At 70.4% G+C, this 20,497-nt stretch carries 16 protein-coding genes; 8 read left to right on the forward strand and 8 right to left on the reverse strand.

From position 1 onward, the window contains the following. Window positions 1-3: 3 nt before the first annotated feature. The 5 genes from ACFQS1_RS21545 to ACFQS1_RS21565 all read left to right on the forward strand — a co-directional run bounded on the left by ACFQS1_RS21545 (window position 4) and on the right by ACFQS1_RS21565 (window position 6,885). The gene (locus ACFQS1_RS21545) at window positions 4-807 is read left to right on the forward strand and encodes a metal ABC transporter ATP-binding protein (protein ID WP_378971081.1); all 804 of its coding nucleotides are present in this window, start codon (window positions 4-6) and stop codon (window positions 805-807) included. Further along, window positions 804-1,679: a metal ABC transporter permease gene (locus ACFQS1_RS21550; protein ID WP_378971083.1), complete on the forward strand. Its 876-nt coding sequence runs from the start codon at window positions 804-806 to the stop codon at window positions 1,677-1,679. The genes ACFQS1_RS21545 and ACFQS1_RS21550 overlap by 4 nt, the downstream gene beginning before the upstream one ends. Before the next feature lie 94 nt (window positions 1,680-1,773). Further along, the gene (locus tag ACFQS1_RS21555) at window positions 1,774-2,760 is read left to right on the forward strand and encodes a helix-turn-helix domain-containing protein (RefSeq protein WP_378971085.1); all 987 of its coding nucleotides are present in this window, start codon (window positions 1,774-1,776) and stop codon (window positions 2,758-2,760) included. Window positions 2,761-2,827: 67 nt separating this feature from the next. After that, complete coding sequence (locus tag ACFQS1_RS21560) at window positions 2,828-3,634, forward strand: class I SAM-dependent methyltransferase (RefSeq protein WP_378971087.1); 807 nt, start codon at window positions 2,828-2,830, stop codon at window positions 3,632-3,634. 209 nt (window positions 3,635-3,843) lie between these two features. After that, the gene (locus tag ACFQS1_RS21565; protein ID WP_378971089.1) at window positions 3,844-6,885 is read left to right on the forward strand and encodes an ExeM/NucH family extracellular endonuclease; all 3,042 of its coding nucleotides are present in this window, start codon (window positions 3,844-3,846) and stop codon (window positions 6,883-6,885) included. Between the two features lie 376 nt (window positions 6,886-7,261). On the opposite strand, the gene ACFQS1_RS21570 is transcribed toward ACFQS1_RS21565, so the two are convergent. The 7 genes from ACFQS1_RS21570 to ACFQS1_RS21600 form a co-directional block, all read right to left on the reverse strand. Continuing rightward, window positions 7,262-8,038, reverse strand: a complete 777-nt coding sequence (locus ACFQS1_RS21570) for an ABC transporter permease (RefSeq protein ID WP_378971091.1) — start codon at window positions 8,036-8,038, stop codon at window positions 7,262-7,264. Continuing rightward, a complete protein-coding gene (locus ACFQS1_RS21575; RefSeq protein ID WP_378971093.1) occupies window positions 8,035-9,054 on the reverse strand; it encodes an ATP-binding cassette domain-containing protein in 1,020 nt (339 codons plus the stop codon). The genes ACFQS1_RS21570 and ACFQS1_RS21575 overlap by 4 nt, the downstream gene beginning before the upstream one ends. Window positions 9,055-9,183: 129 nt before the next feature. Then, complete coding sequence (locus ACFQS1_RS21580; RefSeq protein WP_378971095.1) at window positions 9,184-10,059, reverse strand: permease prefix domain 1-containing protein; 876 nt, start codon at window positions 10,057-10,059, stop codon at window positions 9,184-9,186. Continuing rightward, on the reverse strand, window positions 10,056-10,430 hold the full coding sequence (locus ACFQS1_RS21585) for a PadR family transcriptional regulator (RefSeq protein ID WP_378971097.1): 375 nt from the start codon (window positions 10,428-10,430) through the stop codon (window positions 10,056-10,058). The genes ACFQS1_RS21580 and ACFQS1_RS21585 overlap by 4 nt, the downstream gene beginning before the upstream one ends. A 109-nt stretch (window positions 10,431-10,539) precedes the next feature. Then, the gene (locus ACFQS1_RS21590; RefSeq protein WP_378971099.1) at window positions 10,540-10,737 is read right to left on the reverse strand and encodes a sigma factor-like helix-turn-helix DNA-binding protein; all 198 of its coding nucleotides are present in this window, start codon (window positions 10,735-10,737) and stop codon (window positions 10,540-10,542) included. 158 nt (window positions 10,738-10,895) lie between these two features. Next, window positions 10,896-13,085 carry a PAS domain-containing protein gene (locus tag ACFQS1_RS21595; RefSeq protein WP_378971101.1) on the reverse strand — a complete coding sequence of 730 codons (2,190 nt, stop codon included), beginning with the start codon at window positions 13,083-13,085 and terminating at the stop codon, window positions 10,896-10,898. Window positions 13,086-13,103: 18 nt separating this feature from the next. Beyond that, window positions 13,104-14,243, reverse strand: coding sequence for an FIST N-terminal domain-containing protein (locus tag ACFQS1_RS21600; protein ID WP_378971103.1), 1,140 nt, complete (start codon window positions 14,241-14,243; stop codon window positions 13,104-13,106). Between the two features lie 103 nt (window positions 14,244-14,346). Between ACFQS1_RS21600 and ACFQS1_RS21605 the strand changes: the two genes are divergently transcribed. From ACFQS1_RS21605 to ACFQS1_RS21615, 3 genes are all read left to right on the forward strand, one after another. Beyond that, the gene (locus ACFQS1_RS21605; RefSeq protein WP_378971105.1) at window positions 14,347-15,438 is read left to right on the forward strand and encodes a response regulator; all 1,092 of its coding nucleotides are present in this window, start codon (window positions 14,347-14,349) and stop codon (window positions 15,436-15,438) included. Between the two features lie 122 nt (window positions 15,439-15,560). Continuing rightward, entirely contained in the window at window positions 15,561-17,711 is a 2,151-nt protein-coding gene (locus ACFQS1_RS21610; protein WP_378971107.1) for a sensor histidine kinase, read from the forward strand. Next, on the forward strand, window positions 17,708-18,982 hold the full coding sequence (locus ACFQS1_RS21615; protein WP_378971109.1) for an HDOD domain-containing protein: 1,275 nt from the start codon (window positions 17,708-17,710) through the stop codon (window positions 18,980-18,982). Before ACFQS1_RS21610 ends, ACFQS1_RS21615 begins: the two co-directional genes overlap by 4 nt. 136 nt (window positions 18,983-19,118) lie before the next feature. Here ACFQS1_RS21615 and ACFQS1_RS21620 read toward each other — a convergent pair whose 3' ends face one another. Then, the gene (locus ACFQS1_RS21620) at window positions 19,119-20,429 is read right to left on the reverse strand and encodes a hypothetical protein (protein WP_378971111.1); all 1,311 of its coding nucleotides are present in this window, start codon (window positions 20,427-20,429) and stop codon (window positions 19,119-19,121) included. Between the last annotated feature and the right edge of the window lie 68 nt (window positions 20,430-20,497).

Here is a 20,497-nt window from a genome sequence, read left to right on the forward strand (position 1 = left end):
ACGATGGCACCGATCCTCGCGATTCGCGACGCCACCCTCTACTACGGATCCCGGCGGCTCTGGGCGCAGCTGAACCTCACCGTCGAGCCGGGCGAGCTCGTCGCAGTGCTCGGCGCGAACGGGTCGGGCAAGACGAGCTTGCTGCGCGTCATCCTCGGGCAGCAGCGCCTGACCAATGGCACCGTCACCATCGCCGGACACTCGGCGCACCGCGGCAGCAAAGACATCGGCTATGTGCCACAGCAACGGCGGATCGACACGCTGACACCGTTGCGTGCCCGCGATCTGGTCGGGCTGGGCCTCGACGGGCACCGCTGGGGACTCCCCCTCCCCGGCGGCGGCCGTCGCCGGCGCGTCGACGCCATCCTCGGCGAGGTCGGCGCCTCCGGCTTTGCGAACCGTCCGGTCTGGCTGCTCTCCGGTGGTGAGCAGCAACGCGTACGCATCGCGCAGGCGCTCGTGTCCGAGCCGAAGCTGCTGCTGTGCGACGAGCCCCTGCTCGCCCTCGACCCGCACAGCCAGCAGGCAACCACCGCGCTGGTCGACGAGCGGCGGCGCGCCGAGAACACCGCGGTCCTGTTCGTCACGCACGAGATCAACCCCGTGCTTCCGTACGTCGACCGCGTCCTCTATCTGGCGGGCGGGCAGTTCCGCATCGGCTCGGTCGCCGAAGTCCTCAACTCCGAGACCCTGAGCGAGATGTATCAGACGCCCGTCGACGTGATCCGCACGGGCGAACGCCTCCTGGTCGCCGGCGTCCCCGGGCAGTCGGCGGTCCACCACGACGACGTGGCGAGCGCGTCGTGATCTTCAACTTCACCGACTACGGCGAGCTGCTCGGGCTCGTGCACAACTCGATCATCGCGGGTGTCGTCCTCGGTCTCGTCGGCGGCCTCATCAGCACCTTCGTCATGATGAGAGATCTGCCCTTCGCTGTACACAGCATCAGCGAGCTGTCCTTCGCGGGCGCGTCGGCGGCCCTGCTGCTCGGCATCGACGTCGTCGCCGGCTCGCTGGCCGGTTCGCTGCTGGCCGCCCTGGTCATCGGGGCGCTCGGCAGCCGCGCCCGCGACCGGAACTCGATCATCGGCGTGCTGATGCCGTTCGGGCTCGGCCTGGGCGTCCTGTGTCTCTCGCTCTACAAAGGACGTTCCGCGAACAAGTTCGGCCTGCTGACCGGTCAGATCGTGGCCGTCGACACCCCGCGATTGTCCTGGCTGATGGCGACCTCGACGATCGTCCTGATCGGTCTGGCCATCGTCTGGCGTCCGCTCACCTTCGCCAGCACCGACCCCGAGGTGGCGGCGGCCCGTGGCGTCCCGGTCGGCGCCCTCTCGGCGGTGTTCATGATCCTGCTCGGCCTGGGGGTTGCCATGTCCGTGCAGATCGTCGGTGCGCTGCTCGTCCTGAGCATCATCTGCACCCCCGCCGCGGCGGCGATGCGGGTCACCGCCTCACCCCGGCTGGTCACCCTGCTCAGCGTGCTGTTCGCCGTATCGTCGGTGGTCGGGGGCATCCTGCTCTCGCTGGGCAGCAGCATCCCGATCAGCCCGTACGTCACCACCATCTCGTTCGCCATCTATCTCGCCTGCCGGCTGATCGGCAGCCGCCGCAGCCGCCGTGGCTGGTCCACCCGACGGGCCGGCGAACAGGCCCGCGTCACCCGCCATTTCGCGTGATCCGGGCGCCGGGAGCGGCGTCCTGTCCGGTAGGCGTCCGTTCCGGGCGCCCTCTCGGCGTACGCTCGTAGGCCTCTCCCTGGTGGAAGGAGCCATGCCCACGCTTGTCACCACCGCTGATGTAGCCCCGGCCGACCGGTTCGACTTCATTGAAGAGTTGACCGCCACGTTGTGGGTGCCGATGGAGTGCGAAGCCCGGTGCCCGGCCGACTACCGCGGCGAGTTCCGGGCCAGCGGTCTTGGGCCGATGCAGGTCGTGGTGCTGGACATCATGCCGATCACGGTGCGTCGCACCAGCGAGACGATCTCGCAGGCCGATCCGAACATGTTGAAGCTCTTCCTGGTCTGCGCGGGCGGCAGCTCGGTGGTCGATCAGGGTGGGCGGCAGGCCCGGCTGTCGGTCGGGGAGTTCGCGTTCTACGACACCCGCCGGCCGTACGAGGTCTGCTGCGGGGTCGACGAGCGGCCGACGCGGGTGATGACGTTCATGTTCCCGCCGTCGCTGCTGCCGTTGTCGCCGAGCGGGCGCAAACATCTCACCGCCGTACGCATCCCGGCCACGGCGGGGATGGGTGACCTGACCGCCCAGTTCCTGTTGCACCTGGCCGGCAACATCGAGCACTGCACGCCGACGGAGGCGGCCCGGCTGTCCACCGCCGCGCTCGAGATCCTCGCCACCCGGCTGGCCCGGGAGCTGGAGGTCAGCGACTGGGGCACGCCCGAGGCCCGCCGGCACGCGCTGCTGGTGACCATCCAGGGCTTCATCCAGCAGCACCTCGGCGATCCGGGGCTGTCGCCATCCGGCGTGGCCGCGTACCACCACATCTCCCTGCGGTCGCTGCACCAGCTGTTCCACGACGAGGGGCTGACGGTGGCCGGTTGGATCCGGTCGCGACGGCTGGAGCGGTGCCGGCGCGACCTGGCCGATCCGAGCCTGGACGCGCAGCCGGTGGCGGCCATCGCGAGCCGGTGGGGCTTCGCCAGCGCCGCCGACTTCAGCCGGGCCTTCCGCACCGCGCACGGCGTGCCGCCGGCGGAGTACCGCAGGTTCGCACGCGTTGTGAACACCTCTGCGCGCTGATCCAACGACACCGGCGCCGGGCGCCGCCACCCTGTTCCTACATGGACTTCAGGAGAAGGTGGTGGCGATGACGATCTACCCGTTCGAGGACCGGGTCGCCGAGGACCGGCGGCTCGTCGCTCAAGGAGAAGTGTTCGATCCGCTCACCCGGCGGCTGCTCGAGCGGGCCGGGCTGGCGGCGGGCATGCGCGTGCTCGACCTGGGCAGCGGGGCCGGCAACGTGGCGCGGCTGGCCGCCGAGCTGGTCGGGCCGGGCGGCGCGGTGGTCGGGGTGGAGCGGAATCCGGACGCGGTCGAACTGGCCCGGCGGCGGACCGACGCGCCCAACATCGAGTACCGGGTCGGCGAGGTGGAGACGCTGGACGGGATCGAGAGCGGCTTCGACGCGGTGATCGGCCGGCTGATCCTGATGTATGTGCCCGATCCGGTCGCGGCGCTGCGCCGGGCCGCGTCGCGGCTGCGACCCGGTGGGGTGATCTGCGTCCACGAGGCCGATCTGACGTACTCGCCGGCCGCCCCGCCGACCCCGACCTGGACGCAGGTGCACGGATATTTCGTGGCCGCGCTGGAGAAGGCCGGCATCGAGCGGCGGCTGGGACCGGCGCTGTTCACCGCGTTCCGGGTCGCCGGGCTGCCGGATCCGGAGCTGCTGGTCGAACTGTTCGCGGCGGGCGGGCCGGCGGCGCCGGCGTGGGCGTGGGCCAACGTGTTCTCGGCGACCGTGCCGCTGATGGAGCTGCACGGCGTCGCCAGCCGCGCCGACGTCGATCCCCCGACCCTGAGCGACCGGCTGCTGAGCGAGACGCTGGCCACGGACGGCAGCGTGCTGGGGCCGCCGATGTTCGGGGCTTGGACGCGCCTGCCCGCGGCATAAGGCCGGCGGCCCAAGGGCGCCCCGAACCGGCCGAGTCCGGAGGGTGGCATCGACGAAGGCGTACGCGAAAGGTCTATTGATTTTTGCCCGGCCATCGACAAAGGCTGCTTCTGGTGGTCGCATAACGTTCAGATCTTTGTCCGCCACCCTGTCGGACCGGGGCGCCTGGCGTCCGGAGGTCACCCGCAGAAAGCTTGGAGGTCGGGGTTGTGTCCCGTGCTCTCATAAGGCGATGCGCCATATCGGCGCTGTCGCTGTCCATCGTGGGCGTCGCCTGTTCGATCAACGGCACGCCCGCGCTCGCCAACCCGGCCGGCACCGGCCTGGTGATCAGCGAGGCCTACGTCAACGGCGGCTCGGCCGGAGCCAGCTACACGAACAAGTTCATCGAGCTGTACAACCCGACGGACGCGACGATCTCGCTGTCCGGGGACACGTTGCAGTACCGGGCGCCGGCCAGCACCGTGGTGCCGAGCGGGTCGCAGGTGTTCGCGCTGTCCGGATCGGTGGCCGCGCACGATCACTTCCTCATCCAGCTGCCCAGCAACGGGGCGAACGGTGCGGCCCTGCCGCCGGCCGACCTCAGCACCGGCAACAGCGTCAACCCGGGCGCGGCGGGCGGGACGCTCTACCTCGCCGCGAGCGCGACGGGCGTGCTGCCGACCGACGCCGCGGTCATCGACAAGATCGGGTGGGGCACCAGCAACTCGCCGGAGGGAACAGCGCCGAGCGGGAATTCGGTCGTCCTGAGCTACCAGCGCGCGCCCGACGGCACCGACACCGACAACAACGCGGCGGACTTCCAGGTGGCCGCTCCGACGCCGACCCCAGCGGACACATCGGGCGTCACGGTGGTCAATCCGGGAACCCAGAACGCGACCGTCGGCACCGCCGTCTCGCTGACGCTCGGCGCGAGCGGCGGTACGGCCCCGTACACCTGGACCGCGAGCGGCCTTCCATCCGGCCTGGATATTTCCGGTTCGGGGGTCATTTCCGGCACCCCGACCGCGAGCGGCACCTCGGCGGTGACCGTCACGGCGACCGACTCGACCGGGGCCAGCGGCACGGCGACGTTCAGCTTCGTGGTCACCGCGGCCGCCGTGCTCCTGCCGATCGCCGAAATTCAAGGCACAAACACCGACACCTCGCCGTACGTGGACCAGCACGTGATCACCGAGGGCGTCGTCACCGCGGCCTACCCCACCGGCGGCTTCAACGGATTCTTCCTGGAGACCGGCGGCGCCGACACCACGCCGGGCGCCTCGGACGGCGTGTTCGTCTTCGGCTCGAACTCGGTCGCGCAGGTCGCGGTCGGCGACAGCGTCCGAGTGGCCGGCCGGGTCGCCGAGTTCCAGGGCGAAACCGAGATCACCAGCCCGGCGGTGACCAAGCTGGACACCGCGCTGCCGGCCGTCCAGCCGCGCGCGCTGCCCTGGTCCGAGCTGGACACCGACGCCGAGAAGGAGGCGCACGAGGGCGAGCTGGTCGTCCCCCAGGGCACGTTCACCGTCTCCGACAACTACGACACCAACTGGTACGGGTCGTTCACGCTCGCCGCCGGCGACACCCCGCTGCGGCAGCCGACCGACGCCGCCGGAGCCGGCAGCGCCGCCGCGTACGCGGTCGCCGCCGACAACGCCGCCCGCATGGTCACCCTCGACGACGGCTCGAGCACCAACTACTCGGGCGCCGCCAACACGAGCAAGCCGCTGCCGTGGCTGACCCCGGACAACCCGGCCAGCGTCGGCTCGAAGGTGACCTTCCACCAGCCGGTGGTCCTCGAGTACCGCTTCTCGCTGTGGAACTTCCAGCCGCGGCAGCAGATCACCGACGACGGCTCGGCGGTCGCGACATTCAGCGACACCCGCGCCGGCAACCAGCACCCGCGCTCGTTCGGCGGCGCCAGCCTGGCCACCTTCAACGTGGAGAACTACTTCCGAATGACCGGGGAGAAGTACGAGGCGGCGGGCCTGGGCACCTGCACCTACTACACCGACCGCGAGGGCAACCGGATCGCGGTCGACCGGTGCACCGGCAGCGGGCCGCGCGGCGCCGCCAACGACGTCAGCTTCGCCCGCCAGCAGGCGAAGATCGTCACCGGGATCAACCGGCTGAACGCGAGCATCGTGTCGCTCGAGGAGGTGGAGAACTCGGCCTGGTTCAACCAGCCGCGAGACACGGCGCTGGCCGGGCTGGTCGACGCGCTCAATGCCGCGGCGGGTTCCGCGATTTGGGCGTACGTCCCATCGCCGTCCGCCGACAAGTTGCCGCCGCTCGCGGATCAGGACGTGATCCGTACGGCGTTCATCTACAAGCCGGCCGAGGTGGCGCTGGTCGGGTCGTCGCAGGTGCTGACCACGGCGTCCGGACCCGGGCAGTCGTTCTCGATCGCCCGTGAGCCGCTGGCGCAGGGCTTCAAGAAGGCGGGCGCCACGGATGCCGACGCGTTCGTGGTCGTCGCCAACCACTGGAAGTCGAAGGGCCCCGGCACCCCGCTGTACCCCGGCGACGAGGAGGACACGTCCTCCCCCGCCGTCGACCAGGGCGCGTTCAACGCCACCCGGGTGCACGAGGCGCAGGACACCATGGCGTTCGCGTCGTCGGTGGCGGCCGGCCTCAACACCGACCGCATCTTCCTGGTGGGCGACTTCAACTCGTACACCCACGAGGACCCGATGGAGACCCTCTACGCGGCCGGCTACTCCGACCTGGGCAGCGTCTACGACCCGGCGGAGCAGACCTACTCGTTCAACGGTCTCGAGGGCTCGCTCGACCACATCGTCGCGAACGCCGACGCCCGCGCCATGGTCACCGGGGCGGACGTCTGGCAGATCAACGCCCAAGAGGCCATCGCGTACGCGTACAGCAGGTACAACTACAACGCCACGCTGCTCTTCAACGGCAGCGACCCGTTCGCCGCCTCCGACCACGACCCGGTGATCGCCGGCCTGACCCTCCCGTCTGCGCCCGCCTGGAACAAGGCGAAGGTCTACAACACCGGCGACCTGGTCTACGACAACGGCTCCACCTGGCGGGCCCTGTGGTGGACCCTGAACCAGAAGCCCGGCGACCCGTGGGGCCCGTGGGAGGAGATCCGCACCACCCAGGACGGCACCGCGGTGTGGACCGCGTCCCGCATCTTCGTGGCCGGTGACGTGGTGTCCTACCAGGGCAAGAAGTACAAGGCCCAGTGGTGGACCCGCAACCAGAAGCCGGGCGACCCCTGGGGCCCCTGGCAGCTGATCGGCTGAGACCGGATGTGACGAGAGGGCCGCCCACCGGGCGGCCCTCTTTCGCTCCGAGCGACCGCCGGTGGGTGACAACTGAGCTGGGCGTGCGCGACACTTTGCTCTGCTTACCCGCAGGAAGCGTCCACGCCAGGCGGTCCGCACGGTTGGCCGCCCGTCCCGGGAACTGAGAGGCGCTGGCCGCATCGCGGGATCCCCGTCGGCACCCGCCGGACTCATCCCCTTATTTCGGAAGTCGAGGAGGCGGGCGGCGCAGCGTTGATGAGTTGGCGCGCGCGGTGAGCCGGTATTTATCAAGATCTCTGAGGTCGAGGCCCCGGGGCAGCCAAGGTTGGCGCACGCAGTGGACTGGTTATTGTCGGGGCGAAGCCGCCGTCACCTACAGCGACCGCTGGTGGGCTCGGTAGGCGCGGGCCGCCAGCCAGGCCATCGCGAGCGCCAGCGCGGTCAGCAAGCCCACCCGGCTGAGCACGATCCCCCAATCCGGGGTGGCGCTCAACGCCTCGCGGCTGGCCACCGCGGCCCAGTCGACCGGGTTGAAGCGGGCCACCCGGGCCACCCAGTCCGGCATCAGGGCGGGGGCGATCATGATGGAGGAGAGGAAGGCCAGCGGCAGCACCAGGAACTGGGCGACGGCGATGAGGGCCTCCTGCTGGTGCACCAGCAGCGCGATGGCGTTGGACAGGCCGGCGAAGATCAGGGCGATCAGGACGGCGCAGGCGAGCATGACCAGCAGGCCCGGTGCGCCGCCGGGGTAGCGGGCGCCGGCCAGCAGGCCGGTGGCGAACATGATCAGGGATTGGACGACGGTGACCAGGGCCTGGTGCGTCAAACCCGCGGTGACCAGCGCGGAGCGGCGGATCGGGGAGGTCAGGGTGCGGTCCATGACGCCGCGCTCCATGTCCTGCACGATCGACGTGCCGCTCCAGCCGGCGGACATCATGGCGGTCATGACCACCACGCCGGGGGTGAGGTAGTCGAGGTAGTTGCCGGCGCCGAAGCCGGGCAGCTCCGCGACGCGGCGGAAGAGCTGGCCGAACAGCAGCAGCCAGACCAGCGGCTGCACCAGGGTGAACATCAGGTACGCGGGCTGCCGGGACAGGGTGCGCAGCGAGCGTCCGGTCAGCAGGCGGGCGTGGGTCAGCGCGAGCGTCACAGCAGCACCGCCTCACGGTCGGCGCCGGCGCGGCCCGCGCCGATGCGGTCGGCCTCGCCGAAGCTGCGGCCGGCATGATGCAGATATACGTCGTCCAGCGACGGGCGGGCGACGCCGACCGAGGCCAGCTCGATGCCGGCGGCCTCCAGGGTGGCCAGCACGCCGGGCAACACGGCCGCGCCGTCCGAGACGCGCGCCTGCAGGGCGCCGCCCTCGGTGACGACGGCACCCACCCCGGGGATCGAACCGAGCACGCCGCGGGCCCGGTCGGCGTCGGACTGGCGCACCAGGCCGGCCCGGATCGTGTCGCCGCCCAGCGCGGTCTTGAGCTCGTCGGGGGTCCCGGCCGCGACCACCCGGCCGGCGTCCACGATGGCCAGTCGAGCGGCCAGGTGGTCGGCCTCCTCCAGGTAGTGGGTCGTGAGCAGGACGGTCAGCCCGTCCGCCCGGGCCAGCCGGGCGATCTCGGCCCACAGCTCGCGGCGCGCCTCGGGGTCGAGGCCGGTGGTGGGCTCGTCGAGGAACAGCACGCGCGGCCGATGCATGAGGCTCATGGCCACGTCGAGTTTGCGTTGCATGCCGCCCGACCAGGTGCCGGCCAGCCGGCGACCCGGCTCGGTCAGGCCGAACCGATCGAGCAGGACGGCCGCGCGCGAGCGGGCGTCCCGGGCCGAGGCGCCGTGGATGCGGCCCTGGAGCACCAGGTTCTCGAGGCCGGTGGCGACCGGATCGAAGCCCGGCTTCTGCGACACGTACCCGATCAGTTGCCGGACTTTCGCCGACTGCCGCACCACATCGATGCCGTGCACGCGGGCCTCGCCGGTGTCGGGCCGGCTCAGCGTGGTGAGGATGCGTACCGTGGTCGACTTGCCGGCGCCGTTGGGGCCGAGCAGGCCGAACACGGTGCCGGGCTCGACCGTGAAGCTCAGGCCGGTCAGGGCATGGACCGCTCTCGCGGCTTTGCCGTACGTCTTTGCCAACTCCACCGCCTCGATGGCGGGTGCTGGTGCGGGCATGGTGCTCTCCTTCCGGGGGACGGCCGGTGAGCTACCGTGTGGCTGCAGGGCACTGACGGCAGGCCGGCCGAGGTCGACTTGTTCGGGGTGTCATCCGTGGTCGTGGTGTTGGCGCACCACGACCACGGTTCATTTGCCGGGCACGAACAGCATGCGGGCGACCGTGATCATCATGAGCACGACGCCGCCGACGATGGCGAGCCACGACCACAGCCAGCCCACCGTCAGCGTGAGCAGGACGAAGGCGGCGATCGCGATCAGCCAGATCGCCAGTGTGTAGATGCCGAAGCGGGCGGCGGCCGACGGGTCCTCGGTGAAGCGGTTGCCGACGTCGGCGTGCGACTCGGCCATGCGCATCACCCACTCCTTGTGGCGGTTGGTCTGGGTGGCGCCCAGGTAGCCCAGGAGCGCGGCGCCCGCCACCAGCGGCACCGCGCCGGCGAAGACCCACGCGAGGCCGGCGCCGCGCAGGTAGAGCCAGCCGCAACCGAGCCCGGCCAGCACCAGCAGCACGCCGGCGCCGTACCCGATGGCGCGGGCGGTGGGCATCGGGTGGTTGGTCGTGGTCTCCTGGCCCAGGGCGTCGGCGGTGATCACGCCGGCGGCCAGCGCGACGACCAGCGCCGCGACGGCCTCGCCGGCCAGCGCGACGCCGCCGGCCGTGGCGGCCAGCGCCAGCACGGCGAGACCGGTCACGCCGACCGCCGACAGGAGCACCGTGCGGACGACGAAGGCCGGCCGGGGGCGGACCCGGAGCATGGTGCTCATCCCGTACGCGGAATGGTTTGTCTCGTCGATGAGCGTGCGAATGTCGCCCAGCTCTTCCATCGCGCGCCGCGCCGCGGCACTGCCGGAAACGCCCTCGGCCCGGAGCTCGGCCGCGCGGGCGACCAGATTGGCCCGAACCTCCTCCTTGAGATCCTGCCGCTCGGGGGTCATCTCGATGCCCGCGAACGCCTCGTCGAGCAGGCGATGGACGTCCGCGGTGTCGCTGGGATTGGTCACGATGATCGCCCTCCGGCGTTCCGATCCAGGTCTAGCAGCGTGTCGATGAGGTCGCGGGTGAGCGCCCAGGCCGCGACGTTGCGGCGGTAGACGGCGCGGCCGGCGTCGGTGATCCGGTAATACTTGCGGCGGCCGCCCTGGCTCTCGTCGCCCCAATAGGCCTCGATGAGGCCGTCCTTCACCAGCCGGCGGTACGTGGCATACAACGTGGCCTCTTTGATCTCGTGCCGGCCACCGGTCGCGTCCCGGATCCGTTTGAAGATCTCGAACCCGTACCGGTCGTCGTCGCGCAGCACCGCCAGCACGATCGTGTCGGTGTGGCCACGCAGCAGGTCGGCCGCGAGGACGTCTTCGGACGTTTCCTCAATCACGACGACTACTGTATCAGACACAGTACATGACGCGGTATACCTACCGAACGCGCGGTGGTTACGCTCGCGAACGTGGACGTGCGAGGGCGGCGGACGGAGGTCTGACGGGTCAGGAGGACGAGGTGGCGAGCATCAGGGAAAGGTCACGCATCGCCTCGTAGAGCCGGGCCTTGGCCGCCTCGGGGGCGAGGCCGAGCAGCCGCGCCGCCTCGCCGGTGGTCCGGCGGTGGAAGTACGTCGCGACGAGGATCTCGCGGTGCTGGGCCGGGAGGCTTTGCAGCATCAGTTCCGTCGGCGAGGTCGGCATGCCTGGCACTTTGGCCAGGGCCGACCCGCAACTCCAGTACGCAACTGCGGCGTATTCGCCCGATTACCGACGGATGCTCGTCCAAGCTCCGAACATCGGCGGCCCCAGCACGCAGCCAACGTCGCTCCGCCTCATCGATCAGCGCGTGAGATCGATCATCATGCCGTGGCGGGAACGCCGTCCTTCGTACGTGTCGGGATGCTGAGCGTGAAGGTGGCTCCCGCCCCTGGCCTGGACTCGACGTGGATGGCGCCGCCGTGTTTCTGCACGATGGTGGCGTACGCCATGCTCAGTCCCTGCCCGGTGCCCTTGCCGACCTCCTTGGTGGTGAAGAACGGGTCGAAGATCCGCTGTTGGGTGGGCTGGTCCATGCCGATGCCGTCGTCGGCGACGACGATGCGGACCTCGTCGGATGTCCGCGCCGTGCGCACCGTGATGTGGCCGAGGCCGCCGCCCCGCTGCGGCGTCGCCGCCTCGATGGAGTGCGCGGCGTTCACGATGAGATTGAGGATCACCTGTTTGAGCTCGCCCTCGTAACAAGGGACCAGGCCGACGTCGCTGCCGAGGTCGAGGGTGAGCTCGGCGTGATACTTCCACTCGTTGCGGGCGACCTGGGTGGTGCTCTCGACCGCACGGTTGATGTCGACGTCGCCGCGGCCGTGGCCCGGATGGGAGAAGTCCTTCATCGCGCGGACGATCTGCGAGACCCGGCTCAGTCCCTCGAGCGACTCGGCCAGCGCGGTGGGCACCTCACCGACGAGGAAGTCGAGATCGAGGTCGGGATCGAGGTCGGCGATGGGTTCCCGGAGCTGGGTGACGACGCTGAGCAACTGCGTGAACGACTGCTCGACGAACCGGGTGTTGTCGGAGACGAACTGGATCGGAGTGTTGATCTCGTGGGCGATGCCGGCCGCGAGCTGACCGATGGCCTCGAGGCGGTTGGCCTGGTTGAGCTGGCGTTCCAGAGCGCTGATCCGGGTCACGTCGGCGCCGATGCCGATCACCCCGCCGACCCGGCCGTCACCGGCCGGTTGGGGCAGGACGCTCATCAGGACGGTGCGCACGGTGTGGTCGGGCCCGGTGACGGTGGCGTGGTGGTCGACGACCGGCTCGCCGGTGTCCCGGACGCGGGCTTCCAGGTCGGTCAGCAGGCCGGCGAGGTCGTCGGGGACGGCGATCTCGTTCTCGGTCCGTCCGGTGAGGTCGCTGCCGGCGGGCAGGCCGCGAGTGGCGAGGAACGCCGTGTTGTGACCGACGTACCGTCCGTCGCGGTCCTTCCAGTAGATGAGGTGCGGGACGGTGGAGATGACGCCGGTCAGGACGGCCTTTTCCACCGAGAGCTCGCCGGCGAGCGCCTCGGCACGGTTCTTGGCCGCCTGCTGAGCCTGCTCGGCGTTGTACCGCTTGGTGATGTCGCGCTCGACGGCCATCAGCCTGACGACGCCCTGGTCGTCGATGGTCCGGTACAGCACGACGCGCATCCAGCAGGACCGGCCGTCCTTGGTGCGGCTCTCGAATTCGGGCAGCAGCATCGAGCCTCCGACCGGCACCGCGGAGAGATCGAAGTCCGGAAGGGTGTCGGCGCCGAGCAGCTCGGCGCGCAGCCGGCCGGTGGCCTCTGTGCGGGTGTAGCCACTGAGCCGGGTGAAGGCGTCGTTGACCCATTCGATGCGGCCGTCGGCGTCGGCGATCACGACGCTGTCCTCCATGAGCCGGGCGACCACCGCGAGCTGAGACGCCTCCCGGGTAGCCTGGCGCAGTTCCTCCTGGGTGCGCACGGCCGTGGTCTCGTCGGTGAGGGTGAGCACCGCTCGGGCGGCGCCGTGGCCGCGGACCGGGTCGACCCGCATCCGCCACCAGCGAGGCCCGCCGGCCGTCATCACCTGGTGGGTCGCGGTCAGCCGGCTCGACTGGTTCTCCAGCACGTGACGTACGTCCGTCTCGGCCGCCCGGGTCAGCTCGCCGAGCCCGTCCGCCGCGCCCTCGGCCAGTTCGAAGAAGCTGCTCGCGCCACGGTCGCCGTGCACGCGGTCGAGCATCGTGCCCCACACCTGGTTGGTGTCGACGATCCGGCCGTCACCGTCCAGGATGCACAGTCCCGCGTCGATCGAGTCGATGACGGCGCGCAGCAGTTGTTCGGCGTTGCGGATGCGTTCGGTGCGTTCGATCAGGCGGCGTTGCAACGTCAGGTTGCGCTGCCAGGTCGCCAGGGCCGCGCTGTCGGGTTCCCCGGTGGTACGCCGCTCGGCCGCGACGACCAGGGCGTCGATGGTGCGCCGTTGTTCCTCGATCGTCTGGCGCAACGCCGCCATCTCGTCGGTGCGCGGCTTCGTCGCCGTACCGGTCATGGGGTCTCCTCGGGTCGGTCAGCCGAACGCCACGGCCACCAGCGTCTGGTTCATGTGCATGCCGTTGAACTGCTCGCCGTACGTGCTGAAGCCGATCGCCTGGTGCTCGGCGAGGAACGCGCCCACCTCGTCGGCCAGCCCTCGCTCCTCGAACTCCAGGCGGCGCAGGATGCAGTCGAACGCGAGCATGGCGCGGATCGAGCCGAGCTCGGCACCGACCGCGTCGAACCGCTCGGCAAGCTTGTCGAGCATCCCGACCGGACGGCCGAGGCGAAGCACATCACCGGTGTCGACGCGGGCCAACATGTTCAGCGACCCGTCCTCGTTGACCGCGGCGATGCTGCGGATCCAGCTCGACCCGCCCGCCTTGAGCAGCAGCGGATGGGTGGAAAACGTGATGGGCCCGATCTCGGCCAGGTCGGCGCCGACCGCCTCCGCGTACGCCGATGCGGCCGGCCGCCCGTTGAACTGCCGGATGATCCGCCGGCCGGCGTCCACCTCGGTGGCAACCAGGACGGTGTCGGTCAGGTCGTGGTGCTGCAGGCGCAGGAGCCGGAACGGGGCGTCGGCCCGGACCAGCGTGACGGTCGCGGTGTTGGCCAGGAACTTCCCGTCGTGAAGGACGGCGGTATGCGAGAAGGTCAGATCGTCGCCGGCCGAGCCACCCACAATCGGCACGTCGCCGAGCGCCGCCATCAGATTGGCGGCCAGCAGATCTTCGTTGCGGGTCAGCCCGTCGGTCAGCAGGATCGCGAAGCCCTCGCCATCGTCGCCGAGCTCCGCCCGCATCGCGGCCAGGGCCGAGCCGGCCTGCTCGACCGCCGTGGCGGTGTCGTCGAGCGGACCCACTGCCGTGGTGTGGATCCGCAGGCCGCCGCCGGTGAAGCCGGCTGCGCAGATGCCGGACCTGTCGTACCCGTTCGGTCCGATGTTTCCGGAGCTGGTGCAACCGATGACCCGGTCGCCGAAGTGTTGCTTCAGCGCCGCTCCGACGGCGTCGAGGTCGTAGCCGGCGGAGACGAACACGGTGTACATATCGGCGCCGGTGCCGATGGCCGCCGCGATCTCGGCCACCGCCTCGGTGCCGTCCGGCAGGTGTGACACCGCGGACGACGCGGAGACGTGTTGCGCGCTGCGCGGCAGAATCATCGTGGCCATGGCCTTCTCCTGTCTGTCGTCCTTCCGTTCGGCCCGCCGGCGGCAAAATTGAGGTCCCCGCATTCGGCCGTCATTCCCGGCGTACGGGACATATGCTGCGGCCGTGGCTGAGCACATTCTGGTGGTCGACGACGAGCAGCGGCTCCTGGACGGCCTCCGGCGCTCGCTGCACGGCCGCTACGCCGTCGACTTCGCCACGTCGGGCGCTGATGGGCTGGCCCGGATTGCCGACGCGCCCGACCCGTACGCGGTCGTGGTGTCCGACATGATGATGCCGGTCATGAACGGGGCGGAGTTCCTCGCGCGTACCCGCGAAGTCAGCCCCGACTCGGTGCAGATCATCCTCAGCGGCCAGGCCGACCTGACCTCCACCATCGCGGCCGTGAACGACGGAAACCTGTTCCGCTTCCTCACCAAGCCCTGCGAGCCGGACGACCTGACCCGCGCCCTGGACGCCGCCGTGCGCCAGCACCGGCTGGTGATGGCCGAGCGGGAACTGCTGCGGCGCACCCTCGACGGCACCGTGGAGCTGCTGACCGACCTGATGAAGGCCACCAATCCACTGGCAGCGGCCCGCAGCGAACAACTGCGCGCGCTCGTCGACGCGGTCGCCCCGCCCGGGGCGTGGGAACCCCGGATCGCCGCGATGCTCGGGCAAGTGGGACTGCTCGCCATTCCCGGCGAGGTCCTGGACCGGGTCCGCGCCGGTGCGAAGCTCGACCCGGAGGCCGAGGCGCTGTTCCGCGGGCATCCCCAGCTGGCGTACGAGCTGATCAGCCGCATCCCACGGCTCGAACGGGTCGCCGAGTGGGTGGCCGCCCAGCCGCTCGCGCCCGACGAGGAACCAGCCGGCGAGATCGGGCAGGACCAGGCGCCCTACGCCGCCGCTGTCGCGTTGGTCGTGGGCGTCGAGGCGGGCGGATCGCCGGCCGCCATCGCCGTCGGGCTCACCCACTACCCGAGCGAGCTGGTCGACTCCCTGCTGCGTGCTTACACGACCGCGAAGGTGCGCAAGCCGCGGAAGGTCACCGGAGCCGAGCTCATGGTGGGCATGGTCGTCGAGCAGGACGTGGTCACGACCAACGGGCTCGTCCTGATCCGCGGCGGGGAACTGCTCACCGAGTCGATGGCGGTCCGGCTGCGGCACTTCGCGCAAGGGGTCGGCATCGTCGAGCCGGTGGCCGTCCTGGCATGACGCTCCTCGGCGTGGTCACGCCGGCGTGCGGTGCCGCCCCGAATTTCGCGTCAGTCCGGCGGCCGCGGGGTCGATGGGAACAGAGAGCGGCCATTCGCGCGGGCTAACGACGAGGAGGACCGATGGGAGGGCACCTGAATCGGGTCGTATCGCACTGGGCCAGCGGGCATGACAGCATGCTCGAGCAGGTCCGCACGCTCTTCCTGACATTGTGCCTGATTTGGACGCTCGTCGGCCTCGTCTGGGCGGACCTCGACGGCGTGGGCGGGCCCTACGTGACGGTAGGTGCGGTCGCCGCCGTGGTGGTGCCCCTCGTCGTCGGTTACCGCCGCGGTCGTTTTCCCCGCTGGACCTGGCTGGTTGAGGGTGTCGGCGTATGCGTTGTCGCCACCGGTTCCGGGCACGCGGTCACGTTCGGCTTGCTCTTCGTCTGGGTCAACTTCCGCGCTCTGTACGGCTCGCTGACCGACCAGCTCATCGGCGGCGGCACCATCTTCGGGATCATGGCGGCCGGTGCGGTGTTCTGGCACCTTCCCGTGTCCGATGCCTTTTCCATGCTGGTAGCGGCGTCCCTCGGGCTGATCGTCAACCATGTGCTGGCGCGCGGCATCCACGGCCGGGATCGGGCAGCTGTCCGGGAACGGGCGGTCGCCCGAGCAGGCGCGGAGTTCGCGGCCACCACCAGCCGGTCGGACGCCACTGCCGTGGCGGTCAAGACGGCGTTGACCATGGACCCCGACGTGAATGCCACGCTGATCGCCATCGTCGCCGGCGGCAACGCCCGGATCATCGGTGCCGCCGGCGAGGTGGAGCCGGAGGTGGCCGGGCGCATCGCGTCGATCGACCAACTGGGCAACGACGTCCGCGCCGCCCTCGTGCCCAACGGTTTCGCGCTGGTCAGCGGGCCGGCCGCTGCTCGCTTCGCGCGGGCGTTCCAGCTTCCGCCCACCGCGGCCGTCGCCGTGGCGCCACTGGCCGTGCACGACGATGTGTTCGGCATGATCGTGCTGTTGACCCGGCGCCCGACGGACGACCTACGGGCGTCGCTCACCACCCTGGCCGACGCCGCCGCGCTCACGCTCGACCAGCAGCTGAGCCGGTCCCGGCTGAAAATCGTGGTGGAGCATTCACCGGATGCCCTCATCCTGGCAAGCGAGCGGGGAATCATCCGGTTCGTCAACCCGGCCGCCGAGAAGCTGCTCGACCGACCGGCGGCCGGGCTGCTCGGCAGCGACCTCTACCTGCTGCTGAACCCGCAGGACCTGGCGGCCACCCTCGCCACGCCCTCGGCGGAGGCGCGGACTTGCCGGATCCGGGGTCGGGAGGATCAAGCCTGGACCGAGACGGAGGCGATGGTCGAGTACTTCACCGAGCACGACGGCTCACGCAGCATCATTTTCAACGCCAGGGACGTCTCGGAGCGCCGGCGGCTGGAGAGAGAGCTGCAACACGCCCAGAAAGTCCAATCGGTCGGGCGTTTGGCAGCCGGGATCGCCCATGAGATCAACACGCCGATCCAATTCATCGGTGACAACGTTCGCTTCATCGAGGAGGCGTTCGCCGGATTCGTCAAGATCCTCGACGCGTACGAGCAGAAGCTACGAACCACCGAACCGGACGACACGATCACAACGGTCATCGAGGAAGCCGATTTCGAGTACCTCCGGGAAGAGACACCGATCGCTATCCGGCAGTGCCTCGAGGGCATCACTCAGGTGGCCCACATCGTGCGCGCCATGAGGGCATTCGGCCACCCGGGCGGCGAACCGAAGAAGCCGGCCGACCTGAACGAGGCGATCCGGAGCACGATCGTCGTGGCGGCCAACGAGATCAAACTCGTCGCCGACGTCACCACCGACCTCGCCGAGCTACCGATGGTGCCGTGCCGAATCGGCGACATCAACCAAACCGTGCTCAACCTGATCATCAACGCCGCCCACGCGATCAAGTCGGCTGACCGGGGACGCGGAACGATCCACATCACGACCCGGCTCGAGCCGGACCATGCCGTCATCGAGGTGGCCGACACCGGCACCGGCGTGCCCGCAGAGATCGCGGACAAGCTGTTCGACCCGTTCTTCACCACCAAGGAGGTCGGCTCCGGCACCGGGCAGGGCCTCGCGCTCGTACGCACGCTGGTCGTGGACCGGCACGGTGGCGAGATCGGCTTCACCAGCGAACCAGGCGTCGGCACGACGTTCTGCGTGCGCCTGCCCTTGCAGGATGCGGCCGCACCGCATCGGGACGAAGACACCATGGAGGCGGCGGCATGACACAGAAGCCACACGTGCTGTTCGTGGACGACGAGCCACGCGTCCTCGACGGCCTGCGCCGGATGCTGCGCGGACAGCGGAACCGCTGGGAGATGTCATTCGCCAACGGCGGAGCCGAGGCGCTTGCCGTGCTCGACGAACGCCACTGCGACGTGGTCGTCTCCGACTTCCGGATGCCGGAGATCGACGGCGCCGCCCTGCTGGAGAAGGTGCGAACCATGTCGCCGGACACCGCGCGGATCATCCTGAGCGGTCAGACCAGCGCCGACAACGTCATGCGAGTGATGGCGCTGGCGCACAAGTTCCTGAACAAGCCCGCCACCCCCGACGAGATCATCGAGGCCATCGATGTGGTGTTGGGCGCGCAGGCGACAACGTCGACCAGCGCCGACATCATCAGCGACGTCTCCGGCGTGTCGTCACTGCCCAGCCCGCCGGCGGTCCTGGTGGAACTGTTGAGCGTCCTCGAAGACGAGAAAGCGAGCGCCTCCTCGATCGGCAAGGTGATCGAGAGCGACCCAGCCGTGGCCGCAAAGATCCTTAATCTCGCGAACTCGTCAGCGCACAATGCCGGCCGTCGGCTCGCCGATGTCACCCAGGCCGTCGCCCTGCTGGGCACCAACGTCGTACGCGGGCTGGTGCTGCTGCACGACATCGTGAGCGTCTTCGCCGAAGGAGTTCACCTGCCCACAGCCTGGATGGGCGCTCTCAATACGCACTCGGTGCAGTGCGGCCAACTCGCGAACCGGCTGTCCACCGCGAAGCCTTGGGCCCCGCACGCCTTCACCGCCGGGTTGCTGCACGAGATCGGCCAACTCGTGCTCGCCACCTCACGCCCCGACCAGTTCGGAACCATCGTCAGCGAATGGCGGCAAGCCGGCGAAGCCGCCGAGAACGCCGTGGCCGGCGGGAACACCCCCGAAGCCGAAGTGAGCGGCCCCCCAGGGCTGTGCCGGCTGGAGTTCGCCGGCTTCGGCACCACACACAGCGACGCCGGCGCCAGCCTGCTCTCGCTGTGGGGACTGCCATCAGACGTCGTCGACGCCGCCGCCAGTCATGCCAGGACCGATACGCCCACCACAGCCGAAGACCTGAACTCAGCGGTAGCGCTCGCCCATGCGGTGGTCGAGCAGGAACTCGGCCCGGTGTGCGGTACACGGCCGGTCAGCCCGCTCGACGAGACGACGCTGGGTTCCACCGAACGCAACCACATCCGGCAATGGCGGGCCACTTTGCTTCCTCCGGAACCTGCGGCGGCGGAAGGCGGATGACGGATCACCCCCGCGCATGCCGGGTGATCCCCCGGCCAACCGCGGTGACTCGGGCGACGCCCTGGTCACCGCGCATGCGGTGGGATCGATTCGGGTCAACCTTCGGCAGGCTGACGGGCGCGGTGGGCCTGAGCGGTCAGAGGTCGTGCCAAGGACGCGGGCGGGCGGGCTCGGCGACGAGGGATGGGGCGAAGACCTCGAACGGGTCGGCGGCGAAGAACGGGGCCGCGGCGGTGTCGTCGGCGAAAGCCGGCGCCGCGGCGCTGTCGTCGGCGAAGGCCGGGGCAGCGCTGTCGCCGGCGACGACCGGGATCGCGTCGGAGTCGGCCGGGCGGGGGTCGGCCCACAGCGGCTGGCGGGACGGCGGCGCCCAGGTGAGCGAGGGCTGCGCCCCGCCGGCGAGGGCGTGCCGGGCGCGCTGCGGCGGCACCCAGATCGGCGGCGGGCCCCACCAGATGATCCGCTCGGCGTGCGTGGCGGGAGCCAAGGGCGGGACGGGTGCGCGGGGGGCCTCGCGGCGCGGGGCCGGGCGGGCCGCGGCGGGGGCCGGAGCGGCCGGGAGCTCCGGGCGGGGCGCGGGGGCGGGCAGCGCGGGCTGCAGCTCGGCGGCCTCGACGGCCGCCTTGTTGGCCGGGGCGGTGGCCAGGACGACGGCCATGACGATGGTGGTGGCGCCGGCGGCGAGGGCGACCGTGCTCCACCCCGGACGGACGGCGTCGCCGAGGAACAGGATGGCCACGGCCGAGGGCGCGGTCACCTCGGCGATCCAGTGCACCGCGGTGACCGGGCCGACCTGGCCGCGCCGGAGGGCGCTCGCATACAGCATCATGCCGCTCACACCGAAGATCACCAGAGCCGCGACCAGCGGCTCGGTGAAGATGGTGAGGACGGCCGAGCGGACGCTGGACATCATGTCGTCGGGGAAGGCGAGGGCGCGGCCGACCAGGGCGGCGCCGCCGAGGCAGAGGCCCGCGAAGCAGGCGACCACGCCGGGCGGCCCGTATTTCGTGGCGCCCCAGCCGAGCAGCGCGACCGAGACCGCGGCGCCGCAGAGCCACAGGCGCAGCCCGGTGGACGGCGGGACATCCTCCTGCGGGCCGGCCGACAGGGCCAGGGCGGTGAGCGCGGCGATCGAGATGGCGACCGCGACGACGTCGACCGGGCGCAGGCGGGACTTGAGCACGACCCGGGCGGCCACCACGGTGATCGCGAGCGAGCCGGCCAGCACCGACTCGACCAGGTAGACCGCGAGCTGGCTGAGCGCGACCATCGCACAGGACCAGGCGACCAGGTCGAGCAGCACGCCGGTGACATAGAGCGGCTGGCCGAACGACTTGACCGTGCTGGCGGCGCGGCGCGCGCCGACGGCCTGGAAGATCGACGCCGTGCCGTAGCAGAACGCGCCGAAGATGGTGATCGCCAACATGACCCAGGCGGTGGTGGTCATGGCAGCCACCCGCCGCTGTAACTCTGGGTATATTGAGCAATCACGCTCTGATGATATGCATCGAATCC

Origin of the sequence: Paractinoplanes rhizophilus, from assembly GCF_042664765.1 — a bacterium.
Classification (GTDB): Bacteria; Actinomycetota; Actinomycetes; order Mycobacteriales; family Micromonosporaceae; genus Actinoplanes; species Actinoplanes rhizophilus.